The sequence below is a fragment of the Ruegeria sp. AWH4_226 genome, from assembly GCF_056159225.1.
Map to the genome: position 1 here is coordinate 101,678 of NZ_JBSWUU010000004.1, position 22,679 is coordinate 124,356.

Annotated in this window: 21 protein-coding genes and 1 pseudogene; 5 read left to right on the forward strand and 17 right to left on the reverse strand. The window is 57.0% G+C overall.

Translation table 11 applies throughout. The features are described 5' to 3' along the window. Nucleotides 1-50 precede the first annotated feature (50 nt). The 4 genes from ACXAET_RS21440 to iolG all read right to left on the reverse strand — a co-directional run bounded on the left by ACXAET_RS21440 (nt 51) and on the right by iolG (nt 4,102). Nucleotides 51-872, reverse strand: coding sequence for an ATP-binding cassette domain-containing protein (locus tag ACXAET_RS21440; protein ID WP_475190510.1), 822 nt, complete (start codon nt 870-872; stop codon nt 51-53). A gap of 1 nt (nt 873) precedes the next feature. Beyond that, nucleotides 874-1,983, reverse strand: coding sequence for an ABC transporter permease (locus ACXAET_RS21445; RefSeq protein WP_475190512.1), 1,110 nt, complete (start codon nt 1,981-1,983; stop codon nt 874-876). Between the two features lie 71 nt (nt 1,984-2,054). Next, entirely contained in the window at nt 2,055-2,975 is a 921-nt protein-coding gene (locus ACXAET_RS21450) for a substrate-binding domain-containing protein (protein ID WP_475190514.1), read from the reverse strand. A gap of 104 nt (nt 2,976-3,079) precedes the next feature. After that, nucleotides 3,080-4,102, reverse strand: coding sequence for an inositol 2-dehydrogenase (gene iolG / locus ACXAET_RS21455; RefSeq protein ID WP_475190516.1), 1,023 nt, complete (start codon nt 4,100-4,102; stop codon nt 3,080-3,082). Between the two features lie 167 nt (nt 4,103-4,269). Between iolG and ACXAET_RS21460 the strand changes: the two genes are divergently transcribed. Beyond that, nucleotides 4,270-5,277 (forward strand): LacI family DNA-binding transcriptional regulator, encoded by a 1,008-nt coding sequence (locus ACXAET_RS21460; protein WP_475190517.1) that lies wholly within the window; start codon nt 4,270-4,272, stop codon nt 5,275-5,277. Between the two features lie 102 nt (nt 5,278-5,379). Here ACXAET_RS21460 and ACXAET_RS21465 read toward each other — a convergent pair whose 3' ends face one another. Beyond that, nucleotides 5,380-5,538 carry a hypothetical protein gene (locus ACXAET_RS21465; RefSeq protein WP_475190520.1) on the reverse strand — a complete coding sequence of 53 codons (159 nt, stop codon included), beginning with the start codon at nt 5,536-5,538 and terminating at the stop codon, nt 5,380-5,382. A 75-nt stretch (nt 5,539-5,613) separates the two neighbouring features. On the opposite strand from ACXAET_RS21465, the pseudogene ACXAET_RS21470 reads away from it, so the two are divergent. Continuing rightward, nucleotides 5,614-5,896: pseudogene (locus tag ACXAET_RS21470) on the forward strand (DDE-type integrase/transposase/recombinase); the annotation flags it as partial. 341 nt (nt 5,897-6,237) lie between these two features. On the opposite strand, the gene ACXAET_RS21475 reads toward ACXAET_RS21470, so the two are convergent. Further along, nucleotides 6,238-6,462 carry a DUF1127 domain-containing protein gene (locus ACXAET_RS21475; RefSeq protein WP_475190522.1) on the reverse strand — a complete coding sequence of 75 codons (225 nt, stop codon included), beginning with the start codon at nt 6,460-6,462 and terminating at the stop codon, nt 6,238-6,240. After that, complete coding sequence (locus ACXAET_RS21480; RefSeq protein ID WP_475190524.1) at nt 6,452-6,676, reverse strand: YjiS-like domain-containing protein; 225 nt, start codon at nt 6,674-6,676, stop codon at nt 6,452-6,454. The genes ACXAET_RS21475 and ACXAET_RS21480 overlap by 11 nt, the downstream gene beginning before the upstream one ends. 129 nt (nt 6,677-6,805) lie before the next feature. On the opposite strand from ACXAET_RS21480, the gene ACXAET_RS21485 reads away from it, so the two are divergent. Beyond that, nucleotides 6,806-7,714, forward strand: coding sequence for a LysR family transcriptional regulator (locus ACXAET_RS21485; RefSeq protein ID WP_475190527.1), 909 nt, complete (start codon nt 6,806-6,808; stop codon nt 7,712-7,714). Nucleotides 7,715-8,030: 316 nt separating this feature from the next. Here the strand turns inward: ACXAET_RS21485 and ACXAET_RS21490 are convergent, their stop codons facing one another. From ACXAET_RS21490 to ACXAET_RS21500, 3 genes are all read right to left on the reverse strand, one after another. Next, nucleotides 8,031-10,226 carry a TRAP transporter permease gene (locus ACXAET_RS21490; RefSeq protein ID WP_475190528.1) on the reverse strand — a complete coding sequence of 732 codons (2,196 nt, stop codon included), beginning with the start codon at nt 10,224-10,226 and terminating at the stop codon, nt 8,031-8,033. An 88-nt stretch (nt 10,227-10,314) separates the two neighbouring features. After that, nucleotides 10,315-11,289 carry a TAXI family TRAP transporter solute-binding subunit gene (locus ACXAET_RS21495; protein WP_475190530.1) on the reverse strand — a complete coding sequence of 325 codons (975 nt, stop codon included), beginning with the start codon at nt 11,287-11,289 and terminating at the stop codon, nt 10,315-10,317. Nucleotides 11,290-11,414: 125 nt separating this feature from the next. Continuing rightward, nucleotides 11,415-12,329, reverse strand: coding sequence for a LysR family transcriptional regulator (locus ACXAET_RS21500; protein WP_475190532.1), 915 nt, complete (start codon nt 12,327-12,329; stop codon nt 11,415-11,417). 119 nt (nt 12,330-12,448) lie between these two features. On the opposite strand from ACXAET_RS21500, the gene ACXAET_RS21505 reads away from it, so the two are divergent. Then, nucleotides 12,449-13,570, forward strand: a complete 1,122-nt coding sequence (locus ACXAET_RS21505) for a tartrate dehydrogenase (RefSeq protein WP_475190534.1) — start codon at nt 12,449-12,451, stop codon at nt 13,568-13,570. Nucleotides 13,571-13,976: 406 nt separating this feature from the next. On the opposite strand, the gene tcuB is transcribed toward ACXAET_RS21505, so the two are convergent. From tcuB to ACXAET_RS21520, 3 genes are read right to left on the reverse strand one after another with little or no spacing between them, the layout of a single operon-like run. Next, nucleotides 13,977-15,044 carry a tricarballylate utilization 4Fe-4S protein TcuB gene (gene tcuB / locus ACXAET_RS21510; RefSeq protein WP_475190536.1) on the reverse strand — a complete coding sequence of 356 codons (1,068 nt, stop codon included), beginning with the start codon at nt 15,042-15,044 and terminating at the stop codon, nt 13,977-13,979. Next, nucleotides 15,034-16,428 (reverse strand): FAD-dependent tricarballylate dehydrogenase TcuA, encoded by a 1,395-nt coding sequence (gene tcuA, locus ACXAET_RS21515; RefSeq protein WP_475190537.1) that lies wholly within the window; start codon nt 16,426-16,428, stop codon nt 15,034-15,036. The genes tcuB and tcuA overlap by 11 nt, the downstream gene beginning before the upstream one ends. 11 nt (nt 16,429-16,439) lie before the next feature. After that, nucleotides 16,440-17,120, reverse strand: a complete 681-nt coding sequence (locus ACXAET_RS21520) for a GntR family transcriptional regulator (protein ID WP_475190541.1) — start codon at nt 17,118-17,120, stop codon at nt 16,440-16,442. A 111-nt stretch (nt 17,121-17,231) separates the two neighbouring features. Here ACXAET_RS21520 and ACXAET_RS21525 point away from each other — a divergent pair, with 111 nt between their 5' ends. After that, entirely contained in the window at nt 17,232-18,263 is a 1,032-nt protein-coding gene (locus ACXAET_RS21525; protein WP_475190590.1) for an AbrB family transcriptional regulator, read from the forward strand. Here the strand turns inward: ACXAET_RS21525 and ACXAET_RS21530 are convergent. The 4 genes from ACXAET_RS21530 to ACXAET_RS21545 are packed head-to-tail and all read right to left on the reverse strand — an operon-like array spanning nt 18,232 to nt 22,673. Next, the gene (locus ACXAET_RS21530) at nt 18,232-19,212 is read right to left on the reverse strand and encodes a D-2-hydroxyacid dehydrogenase family protein (protein WP_475190544.1); all 981 of its coding nucleotides are present in this window, start codon (nt 19,210-19,212) and stop codon (nt 18,232-18,234) included. The genes ACXAET_RS21525 and ACXAET_RS21530 overlap by 32 nt on opposite strands. Next, the gene (locus tag ACXAET_RS21535; RefSeq protein WP_475190546.1) at nt 19,209-19,445 is read right to left on the reverse strand and encodes a hypothetical protein; all 237 of its coding nucleotides are present in this window, start codon (nt 19,443-19,445) and stop codon (nt 19,209-19,211) included. The genes ACXAET_RS21530 and ACXAET_RS21535 overlap by 4 nt, the downstream gene beginning before the upstream one ends. 50 nt (nt 19,446-19,495) lie before the next feature. Then, complete coding sequence (locus ACXAET_RS21540) at nt 19,496-20,584, reverse strand: 4-oxalomesaconate tautomerase (protein ID WP_475190548.1); 1,089 nt, start codon at nt 20,582-20,584, stop codon at nt 19,496-19,498. A gap of 58 nt (nt 20,585-20,642) precedes the next feature. After that, nucleotides 20,643-22,673 (reverse strand): tripartite tricarboxylate transporter permease, encoded by a 2,031-nt coding sequence (locus tag ACXAET_RS21545; RefSeq protein WP_475190552.1) that lies wholly within the window; start codon nt 22,671-22,673, stop codon nt 20,643-20,645. Between the last annotated feature and the right edge of the window lie 6 nt (nt 22,674-22,679).

The following is a 22,679-nucleotide window of genomic DNA, read 5'->3' on the forward strand; positions in this document are numbered from 1 at the left end:
CACCATTCACTTCGACGGGGAGGAGCATGAATGGTATTGGGAGATACAGATCAGATTGTACCCTCAAGCGATCCTTCGAGTTGCGCCAGTTCCTGGCCGCCTGCCATGAGATCCTGCAACTCTTCAGGACTGATTTCGCCACGCTTCGCCGTTCCGAGGGTTTTGCCACGGTTGAGTACGGTGAAGCGGTCACCTACTGCGAGCGCATGACGTACGTTGTGACTGATGAAGACCACACCCACACCCTGCGAGCGCACTTTGTCGATTGTCGCCAGAACGTTCGATGTTTGCCGCACACCTAGCGCAGAAGTTGGTTCATCAAGGATCAAAACTTTGGCCCCGAAATACACCGCACGGGCAATGGCAACCGTCTGCCGCTCGCCCCCGGACAACGTGCCAACCGCCTGATCCGGGCCGCGCAGATTGATCCCCATCTTGCGCATCTCGTTCATGGTGATCTCGTTGGCCTTGTCCACATCGAACCGCTTGGCCAGACCGCGCCCCTTCGTCGGTTCGCGTCCCATGAAGAAGTTGCGCGAAACAGACATGAGCGGGATCATGGCAAGATCCTGGAACACCGTCGCAATGCCCGCCTCCATGGAGTCTCGCGGGGTGGCAAAACTCATGGGCTTGCCTTCGAACAGGATTTCTCCGTGCGTGGGCTGGTGCACACCTGACATCGTCTTGATGAAAGTCGACTTACCAGCGCCGTTGTCACCCAAGAGGCAATGGCACTCACCCGGACGAATGTCGAAGCTGACACCGGCAAGCGCGATGATGTTGCCGAAGTGCTTCTCGATGTCCTTCATCTGGACGATTGGTGCCACGTTGTCATTCACGTCGCCGTGGTGGAATTTGCTGTCTTCGGTCATATCAACGCTCCCCTGTGACGCGCTTGCGAATGGCATTGTTGAAGAGAACCGCGATCAGGAGCATGCCGCCCAGGAAGACCTGGAACCAATCCTGGTCAAAGTCGGTGTACGTGAGGCCGATCACCACCATGCCGAAGATGATCGAGCCGAAGAAGGCCCCAATGGCAGATCCGTAGCCGCCGGTCAGAAGGCAGCCGCCGATCACCGCGGCGATGATCGCCTCGAATTCCTTCTGGAAACCGCGACGCGCGTCGGTCGAGCCTGCGTCGATCACGGTGATGATGGCGACAAGCGCGGCGCAGCAAGCCGTGACCATGAAGAGCGAGATCTTGACCCGGTTGACCGGCACGCCGGAATTCGAGGCTGCGGTGCTGTCACCACCCGCCGCGAAGATCCAGTTGCCGGCGGGCGTGCGCAGCAGGATATAAGTTGCGACCAGCGCAAGAACGATGAACCACAAAATCTCAACTGGAATACCAGCAACCTTGGGAGCGCCATTCTTGAAAGTCTCGACCAGACCGCGTTCGGCCAGCCAGGCAAAGAGCCCCGGGAAGGCATCCCCGGAAAAAACAGGCGCGAGCCAATCGTTCTCGGTGGCATCGCGTACACCGCGCAACTGGGTGGAGCCACCAGACGCCCATTTCAAGCCGACGAGCGACAGACCGCGCAGGATGAAAAGAAACGCAAGGGTCACGATGAAGGACGGCAAGCCAGACCGGATCACGATGACGCCGTTGATCGCGCCTACAAAGGCCGAGAACAGGAAAGTCAGAGGAATGGCGACAACCAGGGGCAAGCCCCAAACCATCACGCAGACCCCAAAGAACAGCCCGGCGAAGGCAACCATCGATCCGATAGAAAGGTCGAACTCGCCGCCGATCATCAGCATCGCGGCGCCGATGGCGAGGATGCCAAGCTGTGCGGCGGGTGTCAGAAAGTTAATAATGCCAGAGGTCGTGAACATCGCGCTATCGGCGGTAATCACGAAGAAGATAGCCACCAGCACAACACCCGCGATGGCGCCAAGCTCAGGCCGTTTCATCAGGCGCGAGAGCAAAGGCTCCGCCTTGATCCTCTCGTCTGCCATTGAATTCGGTGTCGTGTCGCTCATTGGATTTCCTCCCCCTTTGGCTTGTGAGTGGCGCAAGCCTGCGCCACTCACTTTTGTTCTTTGCTAAAGGCTTAGCGGATGCCTTGAGCGGACAGCTCGATCACTTGCGCGGCCTTGTCGGCGGTGATCAGGTTCGGGCCGGAAGCCACGTCGCCACCCGGCATCAGGCCGTACTTGGCCTGCAACGCCATGATAGAGACGCCCATGTAGCCCTGCAGGTACTGCTGCTGGTCCAGAGCGAAGGCGGCATCGCCGTCAACGATCGACTGCAGGAAGCCAGCCGAAAGGTCGAACGTGGCGACATTCACGTCGCGGCCCGAAGCTTTCGCTGCAGCAACGGAAGGCTCACCAGCCGTGGATGCGCCCAGTGCCATCACGGTGTCGACGCTTTCGTCGGATGCCAGAGCAGCGGCAACCTTGGATTCGATTTCCGCCGGATCGTTGGTAGTCGGCAGAACCGTCACGGTGCCGCCGAAACCTTCCTCAAAGCCAGCACAGCGCTGGTCGAGAGAGATGTTGCCGACTTCCTGGTTCACGCAAAGCGCGTTCGTGCCTCCCATTTCGGCAAGCGCTGCACCAGCGGCGACACCTGCGTCATATTCGTCCTGGCCGACATGCATCGCCGTGCCCAGCTCTTTGCCCTGCGCACCACCGGCGTTGATGGTGATGACGGGGATGCCAGCCGCAATCGCACGTTCAACCGACGGCCCGAGCGCATCGGGGTCGGGGAACGAGATGATCAAGCCATCGGGCTCTTCGTTCACAGCAGCGTCGATCAACTGCGACATCAGAACCATGTCGAAGGTTTCGGGCGAGTTGTAAGACACGTTTGCGCCGGTATCGGCGGCAGCCTGATCGACGCCCGCTTTGACGACGGACCAGAACGCATCGTTTGCCTGACCGTGGACAACAACCGAGATGTCTTGGCCCACAGCTGGTGCTGCCACGGCGATCGCAGTTGCGGTGATGGCGCCTTTCATAAAAGTTTTCATTTGGGATCCTCCCCTGGTTTGTCTTTCACGCCGGTCACCCGGCGGCTCTTTCACGCGACTCCGTCGCGCATTTCGCATCGCCCAGAGAGGACGAGTGCCTCTTGTCAGGCCGCCTCCCCGCGACCCGAAATCTCAAGAATGTCTGCCATCGCGACCGGCTGTCCGGTCTTCGCCGACTGGGTTGCAGCCTCAGCCATGGCCAGTGCTGTGACGCCGTCGTGCAGGTTGACCGGCATCTCCGACTTGCCCTGAACGGCTTCAACGAAAGCGGCCCATTCGGCCTTGTAGGCGGGCATGTACCGTTCGAGGAAAAAGTATGTCGGTTTGGCGCTGTTCACGCCGGCCGTCGTGGATTTCACCAGTGTGTTCTCGAGCACATTCTGTGCCTGAAGCAGACCTTCAGAGCCCAACACCTCGACCCGCTGGTCATATCCATAGACCGCGCGCCGGGAGTTCTTGATCACTGCGATGCGACCGTCTGCATAAGTCAGCGTTACCGCAGCGGTGTCGACGTCACCTGCCGCGCCGATGGAGGGATCGACGATCGATGTCCCGATTGCACTTACGGACACCGGCGTATCGCCCATGATGAAGTTCGCCATATCAAAGTCATGAATCATCATGTCCCGGAACAAACCTCCTGAGACCTTGATGTACTCGACCGGTGGCGGAGCGGGGTCAAAAGACGTGATCGACAGCAACTCAGTCTTGCCGATCTCACCGGCGTCGATGGCGGCCTTGAGCGCGCCGAAGCTCGGATCGAAGCGGCGGTTGAAACCGATCATGATGTGTGACGCCTTGTCACCGACATTGCCAAGACAGGCTGACGCGCGTTCGAGGCTTAGGTCCACAGGCTTTTCGCAAAGGACCGCCTTGCCAGCCGCGGCGGCTGCTTCGATCAGGTCGGAATGTGTATCGGTCGACGTCGCGATAAGGACGGCATCAATGGAGCTGTCTGCGATGATCTCATCCGAGGATCGAACCTCGCAGCCATGGCTCTTCGCGAGAGCCTGGGCGCTTTTATCAAATGCATCCGAAACTGCGACGAGTTCGCTCTCCGGATGCGAAGAAATCGCCTGTGCGTGAACATTTCCGATGCGCCCTGCGCCGAGCAATCCAACCCGCATCCTGAGACCTCCCGATTCTCGTTTAAGAGGGAGCATCAATGATTTTGCACCCGCGTGCAAGAAATTTCTGCACGCGGGTGCAATTCTCTGCTAATCTTGCGTTGAGCACCGGACACGGATCGCTTGTGATTCCAAGAGTTTCGAAGACAGGGAGGTCGGCGAAAAAAATGAATGATCAGGGCGGCTCCATAACGGCAGATGACGTGGCAGCGCTTGCTGGCGTGTCCCGCTGGACAGTGAATCGCGCCTTTAAGAAGGACGCGTCAATCTCCGCCAAATCACGCGAAAAAGTCATGGCGGCAGCCGAGGAACTCGGCTATGTCCCGGATCTTCTGGCAACAAGCCTGGCCACTGACCGAACCAATCTGGTGGCACTTCTGGTCGATGACTTTGCCAACCCGCACAAGCTGATCATGATGGAACGCCTGACACGCATATTACGAAGGAACGGCTACGACACCCTGCTCGTCAACACGAGCGACGAAGAAGACGCTTCGGCCGCTCTGCTCAATGCAAGCCAAAGGCGGGTCGATGCGGCCGTTCTCATTGGGGTCAGTTTCAATGACCAAAGCCTTGAAACTGCGCTCGGGGCCAAGAGGGTCAAGAAACTGATCGTCTTTGCCCGGATGTCCAGCAATGACGAGACGATCTCGATCTGCTGCGATGATCGTGCCGCCATGACCGCGATTACGCAGCATGTCTTCTCGGCGGGCTATCGCAATCCGTTGTTTATCGCAGGCCCGCAATCTCAATCGGCACATCTTCAACGGAAGGAAACATTCCTTTCGCAATGGGAAAAGACCACCGGCTCACGTCCCAAATTTGCGTCGGTCGAGCGGTATGATCCCAAAATGGCATACGATCTTGTGGCTGAGTGGTTCCGGGATACACCAAAGTCAGAGCTACCGGACGTTCTGGTCTGCGAAAACGATGCGCTGGCTATGGGAGCGATTGATGCGATCCGCTTTGAGCTCGGTCTGCGCGTGCCAGAGGACATCGCTGTTACTGGTTTTGACAACGCTCCTCAAGCCTCGAGCCCGCACTATGAATTGACAACGTATCGCCAGCCTCTGACGGAAATGGCAGATGCGTTGGTGGATGTCCTTGAGGGCAAGAAACGCACCAAAAAGTTGAATGCATTTCTGGGAAACTTGATTATTCGCAAAAGCGCATAGGCCGCTCTTTGAACAAGTGCCTCAAAGGTGCCTGCCAGGCGCGCAGTCCGGCGCTCGAGATTGATCGCCGTAATATCGGCAGCTCGTGCCGCTGGATAACCCTTACAAGCTGTGACCGTCATCTTCATGGATGTGAATGGCCTGTTCTGGGGTATGGGCAATCTCTTGCACCACGGCGGCAATCTTGCTGTATGAAACTTGGTGCCGCTCACCGACAACGGCCTCAGCGCGCTCGTAACTGTCCGGAAGGATGTGTCGCAAACTTTTTGTCTGGATTTACGAGCCCGCAGGTTCCGACGTTAGTTCTTAGCGTATAGTTCTGTAACAGGTTTCAGCATGATCTCATTGAAGGGCTGTCATTTTCCAAAGGATGCGGTTTTGTACGCCGTGTATTTCTATTTGCGATTTACAGTGTCGTTTCGTGATTTGGAAGAGATCATGGCCGTACGCGGCGTGAATGTGGACCACGCAACTCTCACCAGGTGGGTCGTGAAATATTCACCAATAGTTGCTGAGCGAGCGCAATCGAAAAAACGCCCAACGCTGAGCTCTTGGCGCATGGACGACATACATTCGTGTTCGCGGCAAATGGATTTATCTCTATAGAGCCGTCGAGAAGATCCCGGCGCCATAAATAAGCACTTGGCGGCAAAACGCCTGATAACCGTCAAGGCTAAATATCTTTTTATGGAAAAGAGCCTGGATGCTTTCAGCGCTAGGCATGGGGTTAAGTGCCTTCAATTGTTACTGCTCGAGGACCAAGTCTTCCAAGTTCCATCTGGGTCAGCATTCTCGGGAGGAGTTGAAAATGCTGACCCAGTGCGTTGGCGCTCCCTGTTGATTTTTCGCCGCCGCTAGTACTGACCTACTCTGGGAGGAGCGAGAGCCAGTAATCCAGTTGTTGTTTCATGCTAAGTTCTCCTATTGTACCAATTGATACGAGCCTCCGAACGAATTAACTCATTCGCTTTGCATCAGCTTTTCCGCGTATTTGGGTATTTCAGTTCTAGAAATGCCGATTTCACAAAGCTGGGAATCGCTGAGCTGGGAAAGTGCCGACATCATCCGAGCGTATTGATAGGTCTTCAAAGAGGATTTTAGATGCGATGTAAGCCTGGCCCAAATCAAAGCCAACAAGTTGTTCTTGGATTGCCAAATAGGGGACGGGTGCAAGCTATTTGCCATTTGCAGCCTCCTTAGCAAGCATTTTGATATTGCTACGGGGGACACCGATATCCGAAAGGTCGCGATCCGTGAGGACGGAAAGCTCATAGTAGGTGCTCCGATAAACCTTTTGGTACGCCAAGAAGCTTTGCACCCTATTGTTTGCTTGCTCAAACAATGTGCGGCCAGCCTCCAGAACGGCTATTGGACGAGCTATTGCGGGTAAATGTGCCATTGTTACACCTCAGCCATTGCTGCATCGCAGCGTATCTGCTGCATTGCAGAATTAGGAGATTTTGATAGCGCTCACAATCACGGTTTTGGAACAGCCCCCTTGCCAAAGTGGCATAGTTGGTAGGTGTCGATGGATATCGCTTCACAAATGTTGATGTTTGCGACCGTGGTTGACCACGGAAGCATTTCGGCTGCCGCGCGATCGTTAGGGCAGACGCCATCGGCGGTTAGCAAACAGATCAGCCTTCTCGAGAACCACGTAAAGCATCGTTTACTCAACCGCGTGAGAACCGGTGTTATTCCAACGCAAGAAGGGCAAGAGTTTTATGACCGCTGCAAAGCGATGGCCGCCAAGTTCAAAGAGGCCCAAGACCTGATTTCACAACTGGACGGAAATCCTAGAGGAAATTTGAAAGTCGCATCTACTGTGGCGTTTGGAAAATCACAATTGATCCCAGCGTTGCCAAAGTTCTTGGACCAGTTTCCTGATGTACAAGTGGCGCTAGACATTACGGACCGGAATATTGATTTGCAGACCGAGGGTTATGACGCAGTCGTTTGCTTTGCCGAGCAAGCTAAAGATCCGGACACCATTTCCCGCAGGATAATGAGCAGCCATCGGGTCTTATGCGCGGCCCCTTCATATTTGGCTCGCCACGGAGCCCCTGAAAGCTTCTCTGATCTTTCGAGCCATAACTGTCTTAGGGTTTCCCAAGGTGATGGGCGCAATTATTGGCGGAATCAGAACCCGAGCGACACGCAGGACTTTGAGGTGCAAGGTCGTTTTCAGGGGAACAGTACAGACGTCATTTTTAAAGCGACCTTGGCCGGAATGGGGATCGCAAGGCTTCCCTCTTACTTGGCGGAAGAGAAGTTCAAATCCGGTGAATTGGTGCATGTCCTCGAAGAATACGCTCCTCCAAGCACTGAGATTGTCGCCATGTTTGCGGACCGAAGAAACTTGGCGCCAAAAACGCGCGCCTTTATCGAATTTCTTGTTCAAGAGTTTGGTGGCCGCTCGGTTAGAGCTCAAAGCTAAGCCTCGAAAAAAATCGCTTGCTAAAGTTCAAGAAATAGCAAGGGGTTCGGAGACACAAGAATTTGGTTTACCAGCACACAAAGAAAGCTTCACACCAACGAGAAAATTCTTTGAAACCAACGGCTTTGACATTCGGTGGATGCCTCGAGCTGAAATTGCTGAGCACAGCTATGGCGTTCGATATGAACATACAAAAGCACCAAAATAGCCGGAAAAACTAAACCGAAGCCCATACTCCTCATTTTCTTAAGTATCAAATCTCGACCTGCGAAACTGATGAATGAACTATTGAAAGTTCGAAAATCTAAAACTTCGTTCAATCCGTTCCATGTGCGATGTCGCGTGCAGTAACGATTTTTTTCTGTATTAGGATGAGAATCGCCGCAACTAACAAACCTATTGCGTCTGTAGTCCAGCCTCCGGCAATCATCGTTAGACCAGCCGCAAGAAGACCAACTCGCACAATCGATCCGGCGTGCCCCACGAACCAACCTTGAACAGCACAGGACAGCAGGTAGACACCAATCGCGGCTGTGATGGCGACATGTGCAATTTCAAACCACGTTCCGTCGAGCAACATCTCGGGTGAAAAGAAGAACATATACGGCACGACAAAAGCCGCCAGACCAATTCTGAAGCTTTCGACACTGGTCTTGATCGGATCGGATCCGGCCAGCGCCGAGCCGGCATAGGCAGCCAATGCAACCGGCGGGGTGATCGCAGACATCACCGCGAAATAGAAGATGAACAAATGCGCCACCAGCGGCTCGACCCCAAGGTTGATCACGCCCGGAGCGATGACACTGGCCGCGACGGCATAGGCCGCCGTGGTCGGCATCCCCATACCAAGGATGATAGAAACAACCATGGCGAAGAACAGGGCAAGAATCTGGCTCTGATCCGCCAAAGCCAGCAGCACGGTCGAGAACCGTGATCCGATGCCGGTCAGCGCAATCACCCCAACAATAATGCCCGCCGTTGCGCAGACAGCCACCAACTGCAGGACCATGCGCGCACCTACATCCAAAGCATGAAACAGCCGCTTTGGCCCCATTGCGTGCGGGGTCAACCACGACACAACGGCGGCGGTAACCATGGCCAGAGTGCCGCAGCGGATAACCGAGTACCCCATGAACAACGCGGTGATCAGCACGACGATCGGGCTGAACAAGTAAACCTGTTTCAGCAGCGCATCGAGCTTGGGCAGCATGTCACGTGGCAAGCCCTTCATTTTGGCCTTTTTGGCCGCGAGATCGACCATGAAATAGACCGAGATGAAGTAGATGATGGCCGGAATGATCGCTGCATAGACGATCTGCATGTAGGCGATGCCGGTAATCTCGGCCATAATGAACGCCCCTGCACCCATGATCGGCGGCATGATCTGCCCACCCGTTGAGGCCGCGGCCTCGACCGAGGCCGAGGTTTGGGGTTTGTATCCCACCTTTTTCATCATGGGGATCGTCAAGGATCCGGTGGCCACCACGTTGCCGGCTGAAGTGCCATTGATCATCCCCATCAGTCCGGACGCGAAGATTGCCACTTTGGCCGGGCCACCACGCCGATGACCCGCAGCGGCAAACGCGAGGTTCACGAAATACTCACCCACCCGCGTCGTTTGCAGGAATGCCGCGAAGATCACGAACAGGATAATGTAGGTCGACGAGATCGCGATTGGCGCAGACAGGATGCCGTTATCGGTGAAGATGTATGAAAAGAACCGTTTCGCATCATATCCGCGATGTTCAAAAATGCCGGGCAGCCACGGGCCAAGAAAGGCATAGGCGACGAAAACCGACGCGATGATCACAAGCGCAAGACCGGCGAGGCGGCGTGTCAGCTCGATGATCAGCAGCATACCGGTGATGGCGGCCCACATGTCTCCAGGTAGCGCCATTGGCATACCGGCACGTAGCTGCAGTTGACGGGCGAAGAAAATCAGATACGCGATGGCCGTCAGCGAGGCCAGCGCAAGCAGGGAATCTCCGATCGAAAACCGATCTCGATCGCGATCGGGAAACAGCCAGCCGTGGAGGATGGCCAAGGCCGTGCCGAACGTTAGTGGAATGCCAAAGGTGGACATCGCCCATTTGGGCGGCAGCGCCACGCCAATCAGTGCCCCGTTGATCCAGACGGCCAGAACCCCCGTGAATCCGTAGAGAATTCCAAGCCCGGCGGCAACCAGAAGCGCCATGGATAGGGGGGACTGCCGGTCTGTCCCCTTCGCGCCAAAGGTCGTCGCACTATAAAGAAGATAGCCAAGGATCAATCCGCCACCTACGTGGCACAGACGATAGGCCCAGGTTTCCAGCGGATAGACATTCATCACCAACAGATGAAAGACCGAGTATGTGACACACATCCCTGAGATGATCCAGTTGCGATAGCCGGAAAAATCGCGCTGATTGGCCGAAAGAGGCTCTTCGTCGACCTTGGATGCGGCCGTTTCAAAATCGATCTGAAGGTTTTCGGTGCTGTTCCGCTCAGTGGTTCTATTGGGGTGATCTGTCATATTCGGACGCTCGGCTTTTCATAGCTGCAGAGACAGCTCGGGCGGACCCATGTATTCGGCTCCGCCCGCTCAGGTTTCAGATTGCAAGTTACTTGAGGTTTTCCGGAATCTCGTAGCCGTTTTCTTCGAACCACTTCACCGCGCCCGGATGGAACGGGATCACCTGGTTCTTGAGCACGTTTTCCGCCAGTGTTTCCTTGGCGGCCGCGTGATTGGTCACCATACGGTCATGATTTTCCATGGCCAGCGCGGTGATTTCATAGGCCAGGCTTTCCGGCATGTCTTGGTGCGCAATGGCAAAGTTCCAGAGCGATACAGTCTGCAGGTCGTCCGGCTGATCCTCATAGGTATTGGCGGGGATCGTGAACGGTGCCATCGCGGGCACGATTTCCACCATCTTCGCCAGGGTTTCTTCGTCCATCGAGATGAATCGTACGTCATTCTCAACTGCAAGCTGCGCGTATGCTCCTGTCGGCAAACCCGCCGCGTAAACGAACGCGTCGATCAGGCCATCCTTCAACTGACCTGCCGTGTCCGAGCCACCTGCGTTGGAAATGACCACGCCGTCATACCCATCGGCATTCTCAAAAAAACGTGTCCAATAAGTCGCCGACGTACCACCTGCGGGCCCGACCCCAACGCGTTTGCCTGCCATGTCCTGAAAGCTGGCAATATCCGAGCTTGCCAGAACGGCGGCTTGAAGCGGTGTCTGATACATCGGGAACAACGCACGTACGTTTTCATGCGGAACGCCCGGCATCAATGGGCTTTCACCCTTGCGTGCCTCATCCGCCGGGCCAAGTGTGACAAAACCAAGCTGATGCTCTCCAGTCTCGACCAGCGTGACGTTTTGCACGGGGCCACCAGTAATCTCGGCGCCAGCATTGATGTCCAACTTTTCGCTGATCATCGCACCGAAGCCGCTACCGTATCCGAAATATGTTCCGCCCTGACTGCCGGTACCGATGGTTATGCTATCGGGCCATCCTTCGCGGTCCTGCGCCGCAACTGGCAATGCGGCAACTGCGGCAACGGCCATAGCGGCTATGGTGCTGAATTTCATTGGTCCTCTCCTCCAAAATCTCCCCTTGGGACGTCACGCTGAGCATGCGCCTCTCGATGGAGCGACAATGGAAGGGCGTAAGTTCAGACACAACGCAGCGAAGAATATATTAAAAACTGATATAATCAGGCCGAGGCCTCAATTTCGGGCAAATGCGCCTCCAATAGGTCCATGAAACGGTCCCGCATTGGGTCACGCGCCCCTCGTGCCCAGGCCGCAGCCAGGATCAGCTTGGACAGACTTGCCCCCTTGGACGTTCGAAGGGGCACGAAACGTACGCCAGGTACGGCCAATCGGGAGGTCCAGCGGGGCACGATGGCAAGCCCGGTACCGACGGCTACCAGGTTGACGATGGTCTGTTTCTCTTCCGCAACCTGTGCAATCCGGGCAGTCAAACCAGCATCAAGAAACAGCTTGATCGTCAGATCATGCGAATGCGGGCGAGAGCGACGGTCGGGAACGATCAGCGGCTCATCCGTCAGGTCGGCGATATTTATCTCATCCCTGTCTGAAAGTGAATGATCTTCCGGCAGGGCAACAACCGCTGTTTCAAAAAACAGGGTTCTGAATACAATCTTCGGATCGCGCATATCCGGTGGACGACAAAAGGCGATGTCGAGACTACCGCTCAAGAGTTTTGGCAGCAGGTGAATGGTCTTTTGTTCCACGATCAGGATTTCCAGATCCGCGTGTTCGCGACGCATGATCCCCAGCAATTGCGGGATCAGCCCAGCTGCCGCACTGTCGATGGCGCCAACGCGCAGCGGAGTAACGCCGGAACTGCGCACACTTCGCGCCATGGCCTCCAACTGCTCGGCCTGGGCTACCAACGCTTGCGCTTCTTCAAGGATCGCGCTTCCCATCTCGCTCAGGGTAACGCTGCGCGTGGTCCGGATGAACAACGGCGCGCCCAAGTGGTCCTCCAAATGCTTGATTTGCCGTCCAAGCGTGGCCGGCAATATGTCAAGAGATTGCGCTGCCCGTCCAAAATGAAGCGTTTCAGCAGCTACGATGAAGCAGCGTAGTTGATCAATATCCATCCCTCGGTCCGCTCCGTAATTATTACGTATTTGTATATAATCTTGTTCGACTTGAGAAGACTGACCGGCCAGAGATACGGTCTTGGACGAAAGCGGGCACGCGGCATGGGGCACACGCAATGACGGTTCACGATAAAACAAGTAAAGATAAAGCAGTTGATGCAATCCGTAAAACCTATCGTATCGCAGCCATCCCGGCAGATGGCATCGGCCCGGAAGTTATTGCAGCAGGGCTACAGGCGCTTGAGGCACTGGCCCGCCGTGACGGCGGATTTCAAATTGATGTGACCGAGTTTGACTGGAGTTCCGAGCGATACAAGCGCACCGGAGCCCTGATGCCCGAGGATGGCCGCGATCAGGTCAAGGATTTTGATGCCATTTTCTTTGGGGCTGTAGGCGCGCCTGATGTAGCCGACCATCTGACGTTGTGGGGGTTACGCCTGCCATTGTGCCAGGGATTTGACCAATATGCCAACGTGCGTCCGACCAAGATCCTTCCCGGCATCACTTCGCCACTGGCTGGTGTCGGGCCCGGCGATCTGGATTGGGTTATCGTGCGCGAAAACTCCGAGGGCGAATATTCCGGCGTCGGTGGGCGCGCGCATCGTGGATTTCCGGAAGAGGTCGCCACCGAGGTATCGATCTTCACTCGCACAGGCGTGAAACGAATTATGCGATACGCCTTTTCTCTCGCTCAGTCCCGGCCACGCAAACTGTTGACCGTGGTGACCAAGTCCAACGCGCAACGGCATGGCATGGTGATGTGGGATGAGATCGCCGAAGAAGTCAGCCGGGAATTCCCGGACGTTACCTGGGATAAGATGCTGGTGGATGCGATGACCGTGCGTATGGTCAAGGACCCACGCAGCCTTGACACGATCGTCGCGACCAATCTGCATGCCGATATCCTCTCGGACCTTGCGGGTGCATTGGCCGGCTCGCTGGGTGTTGCACCTACCGGAAACATCGACCCCGAGCGGCGCTATCCGTCCATGTTCGAGCCAATCCACGGGTCAGCCTTTGACATCACCGGCAAAGGTATCGCAAACCCTGTCGCCACATTCTGGACCGCATCGCAAATGCTTGAACATCTGGGCGAGACCAATGCAGCGAACCGGCTTATGCGCGCGGTCGAAATGGTCTGCGCAGAAGGTGTCCTGACACCTGATGTGGGCGGGACCGCAACCACTCAAGAGGTGACCGATGCCGTCTGCGAAGCAATTCGCGGTGACAATACCTGAGTTCTTTCACGGTTTTGGACAACACGCGGAAACTTCGTACATTTTTTCAAGATGTGTCGCGAAGTCCTGTTAGGACATAAACGCAGGGTTGACCTTTTAGACGGTGAAACTGTGGTCTTTTGCACACCGAGTTGAACATCTGTAGACCACGGCGAGGTCAGAGGCGTATTTCTATGAACATCGCATTCACCGGGAATACAATATCGGCCGCTCCCAATACAAAGAAGGCTAGTTAGAATTTTCTGCGCGACGTAGCGCGCCGATGCCAAGCCTACTTACGCTCAACAGATACGGATTGGTGCATTGTTTTAGGAGCTTCCGTGCTTGCCGTATCCTGGACTCATACAACCTGATCACCAGTCCTGCCTATGACATGTTGATTCTATCTCAGCACGACCACCTACGTCTAAGCGCCTCGCTTTCTTTGCGCGTCCCGGACAAGTGCGGCAAGGCGATAAAACCCGTGTGCCATTTTGGTATATGGCGTCAGCAGAAAAAATGTGAGGACCGATCCGAGGTGGATGGCCAGCAATGCGGGCATTAGTGGCGTTGAACCGGCGGCATAGAGGACAAGTCCGCTTAGCCCAACGAAGCCCAACAGCAGAACAAAGCCGATCTCTCCACCCCAAGCGGCACTGTCGCCCAGATCGCGGTCCGATTTTTTCTTGAGTATCACCATGGCACCGCACCCAAGTGTCAGCAAAATACCCCCGGAAATCCCCAGCAGTTTGGGCAAAGACCAGAACCCATAAGGCGCATGCAGTCCGAAGATATAATGCATCACCGTCGCCACCGAGGTCGACGCAAAGCACAGCAGGAAGCCGTACATGATGGCTTGGTGAATGTGACGTCGCCCCTGGCTGAACCGGTCTTCGTCCTCGAAATTGCAGCCTTCGCCATGGCCTGCGGCCAGATCCTGCATCGTGCCAGCGCGTTTGAACGCAGCCGTCACATCAGCCAATTGGATGGGTTGGCCAACAACCTCGGCCCAGTATCGTTTGAGGCTGATGGCTATGCTAAACAGAGGCAGCAGGAACGCGGGTGCAAAGATCGCGACCATCGCGTTGTGCGACAGGACAGCGTAGAACCCTTCGCCTCCGCTGGAGCCGATGGCGCGGATGGCCCAGAACAGCAGGGCAAATCCGACTACAAGCGCCAGGGCAATGGCCCCGCCATGAGTGTGGAACCGGGGGGCCAGCGGTTGCGGCCAGGCGAAGCTTTCCCAGCTGTCCCGCCGAACCTCGGCCAGAGCTTTGGGAAAGTTCAGGTCGAACTCGTGCGGTGCCGTGTACTGACAGGCGTAGTAACATCCCCGGCAGTTGTGGCAGAGGTTAGCCAGTTGGGTAATGTCCCCATCCGAAAACGCACGTTCAGCGTGAAGCGACGGAAAGACCGAGCAATAGCCCTCGCAATAGCGGCAAGCGTTGCAGATCTCGGCCTGACGGCGGGCTTCCTGTATCAGTTCAGTTTGCATAAGCGGCGGCCTCACGTCCTGCGATGCGTCCAAAAACGGTCCCGATGGTCATGCCGAACCCGGCCAGATACCCCTGCCCCAGGATCGACCCGGCCATTGTCTCTCCAGCCGCCCATAGGTTCTTGATCTTGCCGTTCGGCGTCGAACACCGGGCCGTATCGTCAACCTTGAGCCCCAGATAGGTGAAGGTCACGCCGGTGCGCAGCGAGTAGCCATAGAATGGTGGCTCAGTGATTGGGCGGGCCCAGTTGGTTTTGGGCGGGGTCAGACCCGAGGTCGCCACCCCGTCCAACTCGGTCGGATGAAAAGCGCTTGTATCTCCGCACGCGGCGTTGAACTCGGCCACGGTTGCGGTCAGCTTGTCGGCGGGTAGATCCATCATCGCGGCCAGCTCTTCCAGCGTGTCGGCCTTCAGCGGAGGGAACACCGAGGGCATGAACAGATTCAGCGATTTGGCGTCGATGATCACATAGCCCACCTGATCCGGCTGCGCCGCTACCAGACGCCCCCAGATCGCATAGCGCTTTGGCCAGACATCCTCGCCCTCGTCATAGAACCGCTCGGCGTCCTTGTTCACAACGATCGAGAACGGCACACAATCCAGGCGGGTGACGATGCCGCCATCGAATTTCGGTGCGCGTCCATCAATTGCAACGGCGTGACATTGGGTCGGATCACCGACGCTCTCGACACCCTGATCCAGCAGATCGGCCAGCACCACACCTCGGTTGTAGGGCGTGCCCCGGATCAGGAAGTTCTTTGCAGGCTCGCCCCACGCACGGGTGAGCCAATCGGTATCGGCCTGAAACCCGCCCGAGGCGACAATGACCGCTTTGGGCATAATCCGGTGAGATCGCCCTTCATAGGTATAATCCACCCAGTCGATCCGATCCCCGTTTAGCTCCAGATGCGTAACGGCGGCCTCATACAGAACCTCAACGCCCAAATCTGCCGCCGTCCTGTAATAGGCATTCACCAGAGATTTGCCGCCCCCCATGAAGAACGCATTGGTCCGCGCCAGTGATAGAGTCCCTGAGAGCGACGGTTGAAACCGAACCCCGTGCTCCTCCATCCACGGCAGACATTCCTCCGAGGTGCGGATCGCAAGACGCGCCAGATGCTCGTCGGTTTTGCCACCGGTAACCTTCAGCAGGTCCGAGAGGTATTCGTCTTCGCTGTATTCCTCCACCAAGGGACCCAAAGGGGATTTGTGCATGCAGCGAAAGTTGCGTGTATGGCGGGAGTTCCCGCCGCGATAGGGTTTTGGTGCCGTTTCGAGGATCAGAACACGGGCGCCTGCCTCGGCGGCGGTCATTGCGGCACAGAGGGCGGCATTGCCGCCACCAATCACAGCAATATCGTAAGCTTCCTTTTGGGTGGCCATTTCCTGTCTACCTACTGATGTTCGTCCACTGTGCGGTCGCGTTCCTGCAACGCGCGGATGCGCATCCGTTGTGCGGCTTGAATATGCGCGCGCATCTCTGCCTCGGCGGCCGCGCCGTCACGGGCCTTCAAGGCGACCATGATGCGCCGGTGTTCTGCGACTGCCGCCTCGGTCCGATCACCGTCCAACAACTGTGATGGCCCAAGGATCAACAGCGCCTTTTGCAGGGACAGCATGGATTTTGCCAGAAACCGGTTCTTGGCCGCATCCAGTAGCGTGGCGTGGAATATCCGGTTGATCCGCGCCGCTTCCGGGCCGGTGCCCGCCTCGGCCAAGCGGTCATTCAACACGTCCAGCTCATCCAGCTCGATATCCGACGCCGCCCGTGCCGCCAGACGAGCCGCAGTACCTTCAAGCACGGCGCGCATCTCATAAAGCTCCATCACCTCGGCATAGTCCAGGCTGCGCACGGTGGCACCCTGCCGGGGAACGTGAGTGACCAGCCCGTCCGCCTCCAATTGCCGGATCGCCTCGCGCACCGGAGTACGGCTGACGCCTAGCCGTTCGGACAGTTCGATCTCGCGCAGCCGTTCACCGGGCAAAAGGGTGCCCTCGCGAATCTCGTCCAGCAGGCGCTGATATGCGGAATTGCCTTGCGGGCCGGGCTGTAGCGGGTCGTCCTGAATTGTCATCACGGGCTCTCTTGTCTTCTTGCGTCCAGCTGTATACATTTGGATACACAGCGAGTCAACAATCCCGGAAGCCCCATCTTGCCCATCCAGATCAACACATCTTCAATTCTGATGAAGCGGGCCGTGACTCTCGGCTTAGCCATTCTGGGCACCGGGGTATTCTGGGCGCTAAACCTGCCGCTGCCCTTCCTGTTCGGACCGATGAGCGCCTGTCTCATTGCGGCCCTGGCGCATGCCCCGATGGAGGGGTTCGGACAAGTCTCGGTCGCGGCCCGCACCATACTGGGCGTGGCAGTGGGGGCGTCGATCACGCCAGCATTGTTTGTAGAATTGCCTAAGATGGCAGCATCGATTGCGCTGATCCCTTTCTTCATCCTGCTGGTCGCGATGGTCGGGGTGCCTTTCTTCCGCAAGGTCTGGGGCTTTGACACCACAACCGCCTTCTACGCGGCCATGCCCGGCGGGTTGCAGGACATGATCATCTTCGGCACCGAGGCCGGTGCCAACCCGCGCACATTGTCCCTGATCCACGGCACCCGCGTGCTGATTATCGTAACGCTGGCACCCCTGTTTCTGACCGTGTTTTACGACGCCCAACTGACCAACCCGATCGGAGAGCCAGCGCGCGACCTACCGATACGTGAGCTGGCGCTGATGGTGTTGGCGGCCTTCATCGGCTGGAAGGGCGGTGAACGGATCGGCCTGTTCGGCGCATCCATCCTCGGCCCAATGATCCTGACGGCGGCTCTGTCGCTGAGCGATTTCATTCACACCCGCCCCCCGCGCGAAGCCATCTTGGGGGCGCAGTTCTTCATTGGCTGCGGCATCGGTGTGAAATTCGTGGGCGTCACATGGGGCGAACTACGCAGGGTCGTGGCGGCGGGCTTCGCCTATGTCATCGTTCTTGCGATACTGGCCGCCGCTTTCACCGCGGTTGTCACCACGTTAGGTCTCGGTCAACCGGTCGAGGCATTCCTGGCTTATGCCCCCGGCGGGCAGGCCGAAATGACGGTTCTGGCCATCGTCTCCGGCGCCGATCTGGGCTTTGTGATCACTCACCATCTTACACGGATCGTGCTGGTGATCATCGGAGCGCCAATTGCGGCCAACCTTATTTTGCGCTGGTCCAAACCTCGGGGTTGATCATGTGGACCGGAGCGCCTTCGGCATAGGCGTTCACCTGATCGAAGATATCTGCAAATTGCAGGTCGAACTCGTCCTCGGTGACAAAGCCGATATGCGGGGTCGCGATCAGGTTGGGATGCGACAATAGCGGATCGGTCGGATCGATCAGTGGCTCGGTATCAAACACATCAATCGCCGCTTTGCCAGGGCGACCGGCGTTGATCGCTCCAAGCAAGGCACCGGGAGCGATCAGTCCGGCCCGTGAGGTGTTCACAAACAGCGCCTCCGGCTGCATCTGTGCGAAATCCGATGCGGTGATGATCCCGCGCGTGTCCGGTTTCAGGCGCACATGGACCGAAACAACGTCACTGTCGGCAAAGAACGCTTCACGGCTGGGCGCGACCTGTACGCCATCCGCCTGCGCACGTGCCCGGCCTTCCTCAGACGACCACCAGACTACGTTCATACCAAAGGCCTCAGCGTAGCCGGCGACGGCCTGGGCAATACGCCCATACCCATAAAGGCCCAGTTGCCGCCCCCGCAGGGTTTTGCCGACCCCCGCTTGCCAATGTCCGCTTTTGACCGACGCCATCTGCGCGGGCAGGTCCCGCATCCCGGCCAGAATCAAGGCCCAGGTCAATTCGGCAGCGGCGTAGGACGGTGTACCTGCGTGCATGTTTGAACAAAGCAACACGTCGTGATCGGAACAGGCCTGCACGTCCACGTGAGGATAAACGCTGCGCTGGCTGATCAGCTTGAGATTGGGCAGTTTCTCCAGAAACTCACGCGTCACTTTGGTGCGTTCGCGGAACAGGACAAGTGCCTCAGCATCCTGCAATCGGGTCGCCAATTCTGTGGTATCTTCGACATGATCCGTCCAGACCGTAACGTCGTGATTTGCAAGCTTCGCAAAGCAGGGCAAACCGCGCAGCGTATCGAACCAGTCGTCCAGAATGTGCACTTTCATCGGCTTTCTACGCCCCGCCCGGGTGTAAGTTTTCGTGGCGTTGGAACAAAACTCGGTGCCTCAAGCGCCGCCAATGCATTGCGGATTCGTTCGCTTTGATCAAGCAAGTGATTGAACTGCTCATCGCATCCGGCAATCGGTGTCGGGTATTCCGCCATATCTCGACGCAGCGCAGCCTGCGCCAGCTTGAGCTCCTGTCGGGCTATGTCGAGGCATTCAGAGTAGTTGTCCATGGCGGCACCCCTTATTGTATACTATAGTATACCAAATTGAATATACCTGATCAACTCCCATTCCACACGCTTTGAGGTACATAGACATGACCGTCAGCCAGCTTGCGAGACGTACGCACCAAACCAGCCGCGTCCAGGGAAAACCCGCCCTTATTCGAGAAATCCACAAGAACATCGATTTTTCCTGAAGCGTGTTCCAGAACAACTTCGGCGGGGCTGGCAACCGGGCGCTCGAGCAACCCATCAGCGACAGTACCCGGTGTCAGCGCACACGAAGCCATGCATTGTGCCCCCGTAACGGCCATAGTGGGGTGCGTCTTCCACGGCATGAAGTACCTTACCGCGATTGTTCCACCGTCTTTAGCGGGCGCAAGAAGCCCGAATTTGGGCGTTACCGACTGAGATACATCGCCCATTCCCATCCGTTCTCCGGTCTCGATCCGAACGGCCTCCATCCGGTCAAAGAACGCACGGTTAGCATCCAGTTCTTCTACGCTTTCATACCCTGTCATGCCAAAATCAGCAGCACGGGCGATCGCCATGGGCATAGCGACATCCATGCAAGTCAATTCAACCCCCTGAACTATATCTCGCAAATTTCCAGTGGGCAGGAACGCTCCCGTTGAGGACCCGACGACCCCCATGAAACTCAGTTGCACCGGTGCTGAAGGACCCGGAACACCGGCAATTTCGACGTCGCCGTCATAAGTCAGTTCACCGCCCGGCGTCTGCACTTGGGCGACCACCTGAGCACCAGTGTTGACCGCACGAATTCGAATTTCTGTCTGATCGCCTTTCGGCTCGATCAAACCCATCTCGATGGCAGCAGGACCAACACCTGACAGGATATTCCCGCAGGTTGGTTTGAAATCCACCAGCTTTTCCTCGACCGAAACCTGAGCAAAGAAATAGTCGATGTCCGCCCAGCCATCGTCGCTGACCGACAGCATTGCCACCTTGGTTGTGACAGCGGCGCCGCCGCCGATGCCATCGATGTTCAGCGGGTGACCGGCACCTACCGCGGCGATCAAGACGTTGGCCAGAGCATCCAGATCCTCCGGCAGGTCAGACCTGCGGAAATAGGGACCGCGCGAGGTGCCGCCGCGCATGAAGACATACGGGATTGCAGTTTGGGTCATATCTCACTCCGCTTGGTGGCTTGAGGTGCAATGTCTGGCGTTCCAATCTCGGCGCGGCTCATTTCAGTGGCCATGGCAGGTCCACCATGTCCTGCAGCAGACCCGGCGGGAAATCCCGGTTCAGTGCCCCGGCCATGAAGCACATGAAGCCGATACCGCAGGTGGTGAGGATGAGGGTCATCTGCCAGCTTGAACCCGCACGAACGCGGAAGAAGACGATCAGAAACCCAATCAGAGCAAGGATGAAACCTACAAACCATGTGGCTGCGATAAGACCTGCGAACCACGCCAGCGTCGACCACAGCCCGTGCGGGGCTTCGGCGTCTTCTCCGGCAATCTCCTTGTCGGCGAATATCGCGTCTCCTTCGGGTCGCCGCATCATCTGGATCAACAGGATCACGCAGCAGAACAAAGACACACTGCCGATCACCAGCGGGATGATCTTGTCGGTCATGTTGTAGTCGGGGATCATATTGGCGTTAACCAGAGCGGTGATCAGATAGGCCATGATGACCAACAGAAACACCAACGGCGCACGTTTGCTGCCAGACTGGACCTCGCCTTCGGCCATGATCATCTTGGCCTGACGAATGCCCAAAATAACTGACCCGACCGTGACAATGATCAATATGATCACGATCGGGCTGAAGACGTACTCCATGCCCTCGCCAAAGCTTTTGCGGAAGCGGAAAGAGGCAATCTGGAATGCCTGATTGGTGAATTTCTCGACCGGGTTCGAGAGCACGAAACCGATCAGGAAGGCGGGGCGCGACCAGTCAAAACGGCGCAGGAAGATTCCGATCAGGCCAATCACGAACAAGGCCAGCAGGTCTTCGAAATTCTGCCCCGACTGGAAGGCTGCAAAGCTGATCAGCATAAACAGGAACGGCGCCAGATAGGTAAAGCGGATCGTGGTCAGCTTGGCGATCCCGCCTGAGGCCGCGATACACAGGATGGTGCCCACCACGTTGGCTAGCGCCAGCAACCAGACGATCGAATAAGTGATGTCGAGGTTATCCTTGAGCATGCTGGGACCGACCTCGATGTCGCCCGACCCCAACAGCGCAACCGCGCCGATGAAGATCGCCATCGAGCCCGAGCCGGGGATACCGAACAGCAAGGTGGGCACAAGCCCCCCACCCTCTTTCGCGTTGTTCGAGCTTTCAGGGCCGATGACCCCGCGCACTTCGCCACTGCCAAAACTGCTTTTGTCTTTGGTCGATTGAACCGTGTGACCATAGGCGATCCAGTCAACAACCGATCCCCCCAAGCCAGGAATTACACCCACAACCACACCAATGATAGAACAGCGCACCGACAGCCAGATATTGGCGAACCAATCCTTGACGCCATCCAGCCATCCAGCGCCCAGCGACGCGCCCTTGGCAATCGACCGATCCTGCCGCAGTAGAGAGACGATCTCGGGGACGGCAAAGATGCCCAAGCCAACGATGACCAGCTTCAGACCGTCAGTCAGGTAAGGAATGTCATAGGTCGCCATCCGCAGCGAGCCACCCGCGTCCGCTTCACCAATGGTGCCGACCATCAGACCCAATCCCGCGGCGGCGACGCCTTTCAGGGGAATGCGACCTGCCAGAATGGCGACCATCGACAGGCCGAGAATGGTGATCATCAACATCTCGGGCAGGCCGAAAGCCAGAACGATCGGGCGCGCGACCAGAATGAACATTGTCAGGAAGGTCGCCCCAACAAGACCACCAAACAGCGATGAAGCAAAGGCCGCAGACAACGCGCGCGCAGCCTCGCCCTTTTTTGCCATCGGGAAGCCGTCCAGCACGGTGGCCTGAGATGCGGAACTACCGGGAATCCCCATCAGAACCGAAGCGAATGTGTCGGAGGTCGGAACAACGGCCACCATCCCGATCATCAGCGCCAGACCAAGGATTGGGTCCATTCCGAACATGAAAGGCAACAACAGGGACAGACCGGCAATGCCGCCAAGCCCGGGAAAGACGCCCACGGCCAATCCCATAACAACACCGAGCACTAGGTAGCCCAAAACGATCGGTTGCAGGATCAGATCCCACGCACCACCAAGCGCAGGAAGAGCGGTGGCAAAAACCTCCATAGCGGC

Bases quoted from the DNA above. Each gene is read 5' to 3' on its own strand.
- ACXAET_RS21440 (WP_475190510.1), bottom strand. From the start codon at position 872: ATGACCGAAGACAGCAAATTCCACCACGGCGACGTGAATGACAACGTG.
- ACXAET_RS21445 (WP_475190512.1), bottom strand. From the start codon at position 1,983: ATGAGCGACACGACACCGAATTCAATGGCAGACGAGAGGATCAAGGCG.
- ACXAET_RS21450 (WP_475190514.1), bottom strand. From the start codon at position 2,975: ATGAAAACTTTTATGAAAGGCGCCATCACCGCAACTGCGATCGCCGTG.
- iolG (WP_475190516.1), bottom strand. From the start codon at position 4,102: ATGCGGGTTGGATTGCTCGGCGCAGGGCGCATCGGAAATGTTCACGCA.
- ACXAET_RS21460 (WP_475190517.1), top strand. From the start codon at position 4,270: ATGAATGATCAGGGCGGCTCCATAACGGCAGATGACGTGGCAGCGCTT.
- ACXAET_RS21475 (WP_475190522.1), bottom strand. From the start codon at position 6,462: ATGGCAAATAGCTTGCACCCGTCCCCTATTTGGCAATCCAAGAACAAC.
- ACXAET_RS21480 (WP_475190524.1), bottom strand. From the start codon at position 6,676: ATGGCACATTTACCCGCAATAGCTCGTCCAATAGCCGTTCTGGAGGCT.
- ACXAET_RS21485 (WP_475190527.1), top strand. From the start codon at position 6,806: ATGGATATCGCTTCACAAATGTTGATGTTTGCGACCGTGGTTGACCAC.
- ACXAET_RS21490 (WP_475190528.1), bottom strand. From the start codon at position 10,226: ATGACAGATCACCCCAATAGAACCACTGAGCGGAACAGCACCGAAAAC.
- ACXAET_RS21495 (WP_475190530.1), bottom strand. From the start codon at position 11,289: ATGAAATTCAGCACCATAGCCGCTATGGCCGTTGCCGCAGTTGCCGCA.
- ACXAET_RS21500 (WP_475190532.1), bottom strand. From the start codon at position 12,329: ATGGATATTGATCAACTACGCTGCTTCATCGTAGCTGCTGAAACGCTT.
- ACXAET_RS21505 (WP_475190534.1), top strand. From the start codon at position 12,449: ATGACGGTTCACGATAAAACAAGTAAAGATAAAGCAGTTGATGCAATC.
- tcuB (WP_475190536.1), bottom strand. From the start codon at position 15,044: ATGCAAACTGAACTGATACAGGAAGCCCGCCGTCAGGCCGAGATCTGC.
- tcuA (WP_475190537.1), bottom strand. From the start codon at position 16,428: ATGGCCACCCAAAAGGAAGCTTACGATATTGCTGTGATTGGTGGCGGC.
- ACXAET_RS21520 (WP_475190541.1), bottom strand. From the start codon at position 17,120: ATGACAATTCAGGACGACCCGCTACAGCCCGGCCCGCAAGGCAATTCC.
- ACXAET_RS21525 (WP_475190590.1), top strand. From the start codon at position 17,232: ATGAAGCGGGCCGTGACTCTCGGCTTAGCCATTCTGGGCACCGGGGTA.
- ACXAET_RS21530 (WP_475190544.1), bottom strand. From the start codon at position 19,212: ATGAAAGTGCACATTCTGGACGACTGGTTCGATACGCTGCGCGGTTTG.
- ACXAET_RS21535 (WP_475190546.1), bottom strand. From the start codon at position 19,445: ATGGACAACTACTCTGAATGCCTCGACATAGCCCGACAGGAGCTCAAG.
- ACXAET_RS21540 (WP_475190548.1), bottom strand. From the start codon at position 20,584: ATGACCCAAACTGCAATCCCGTATGTCTTCATGCGCGGCGGCACCTCG.
- ACXAET_RS21545 (WP_475190552.1), bottom strand. From the start codon at position 22,673: ATGGAGGTTTTTGCCACCGCTCTTCCTGCGCTTGGTGGTGCGTGGGAT.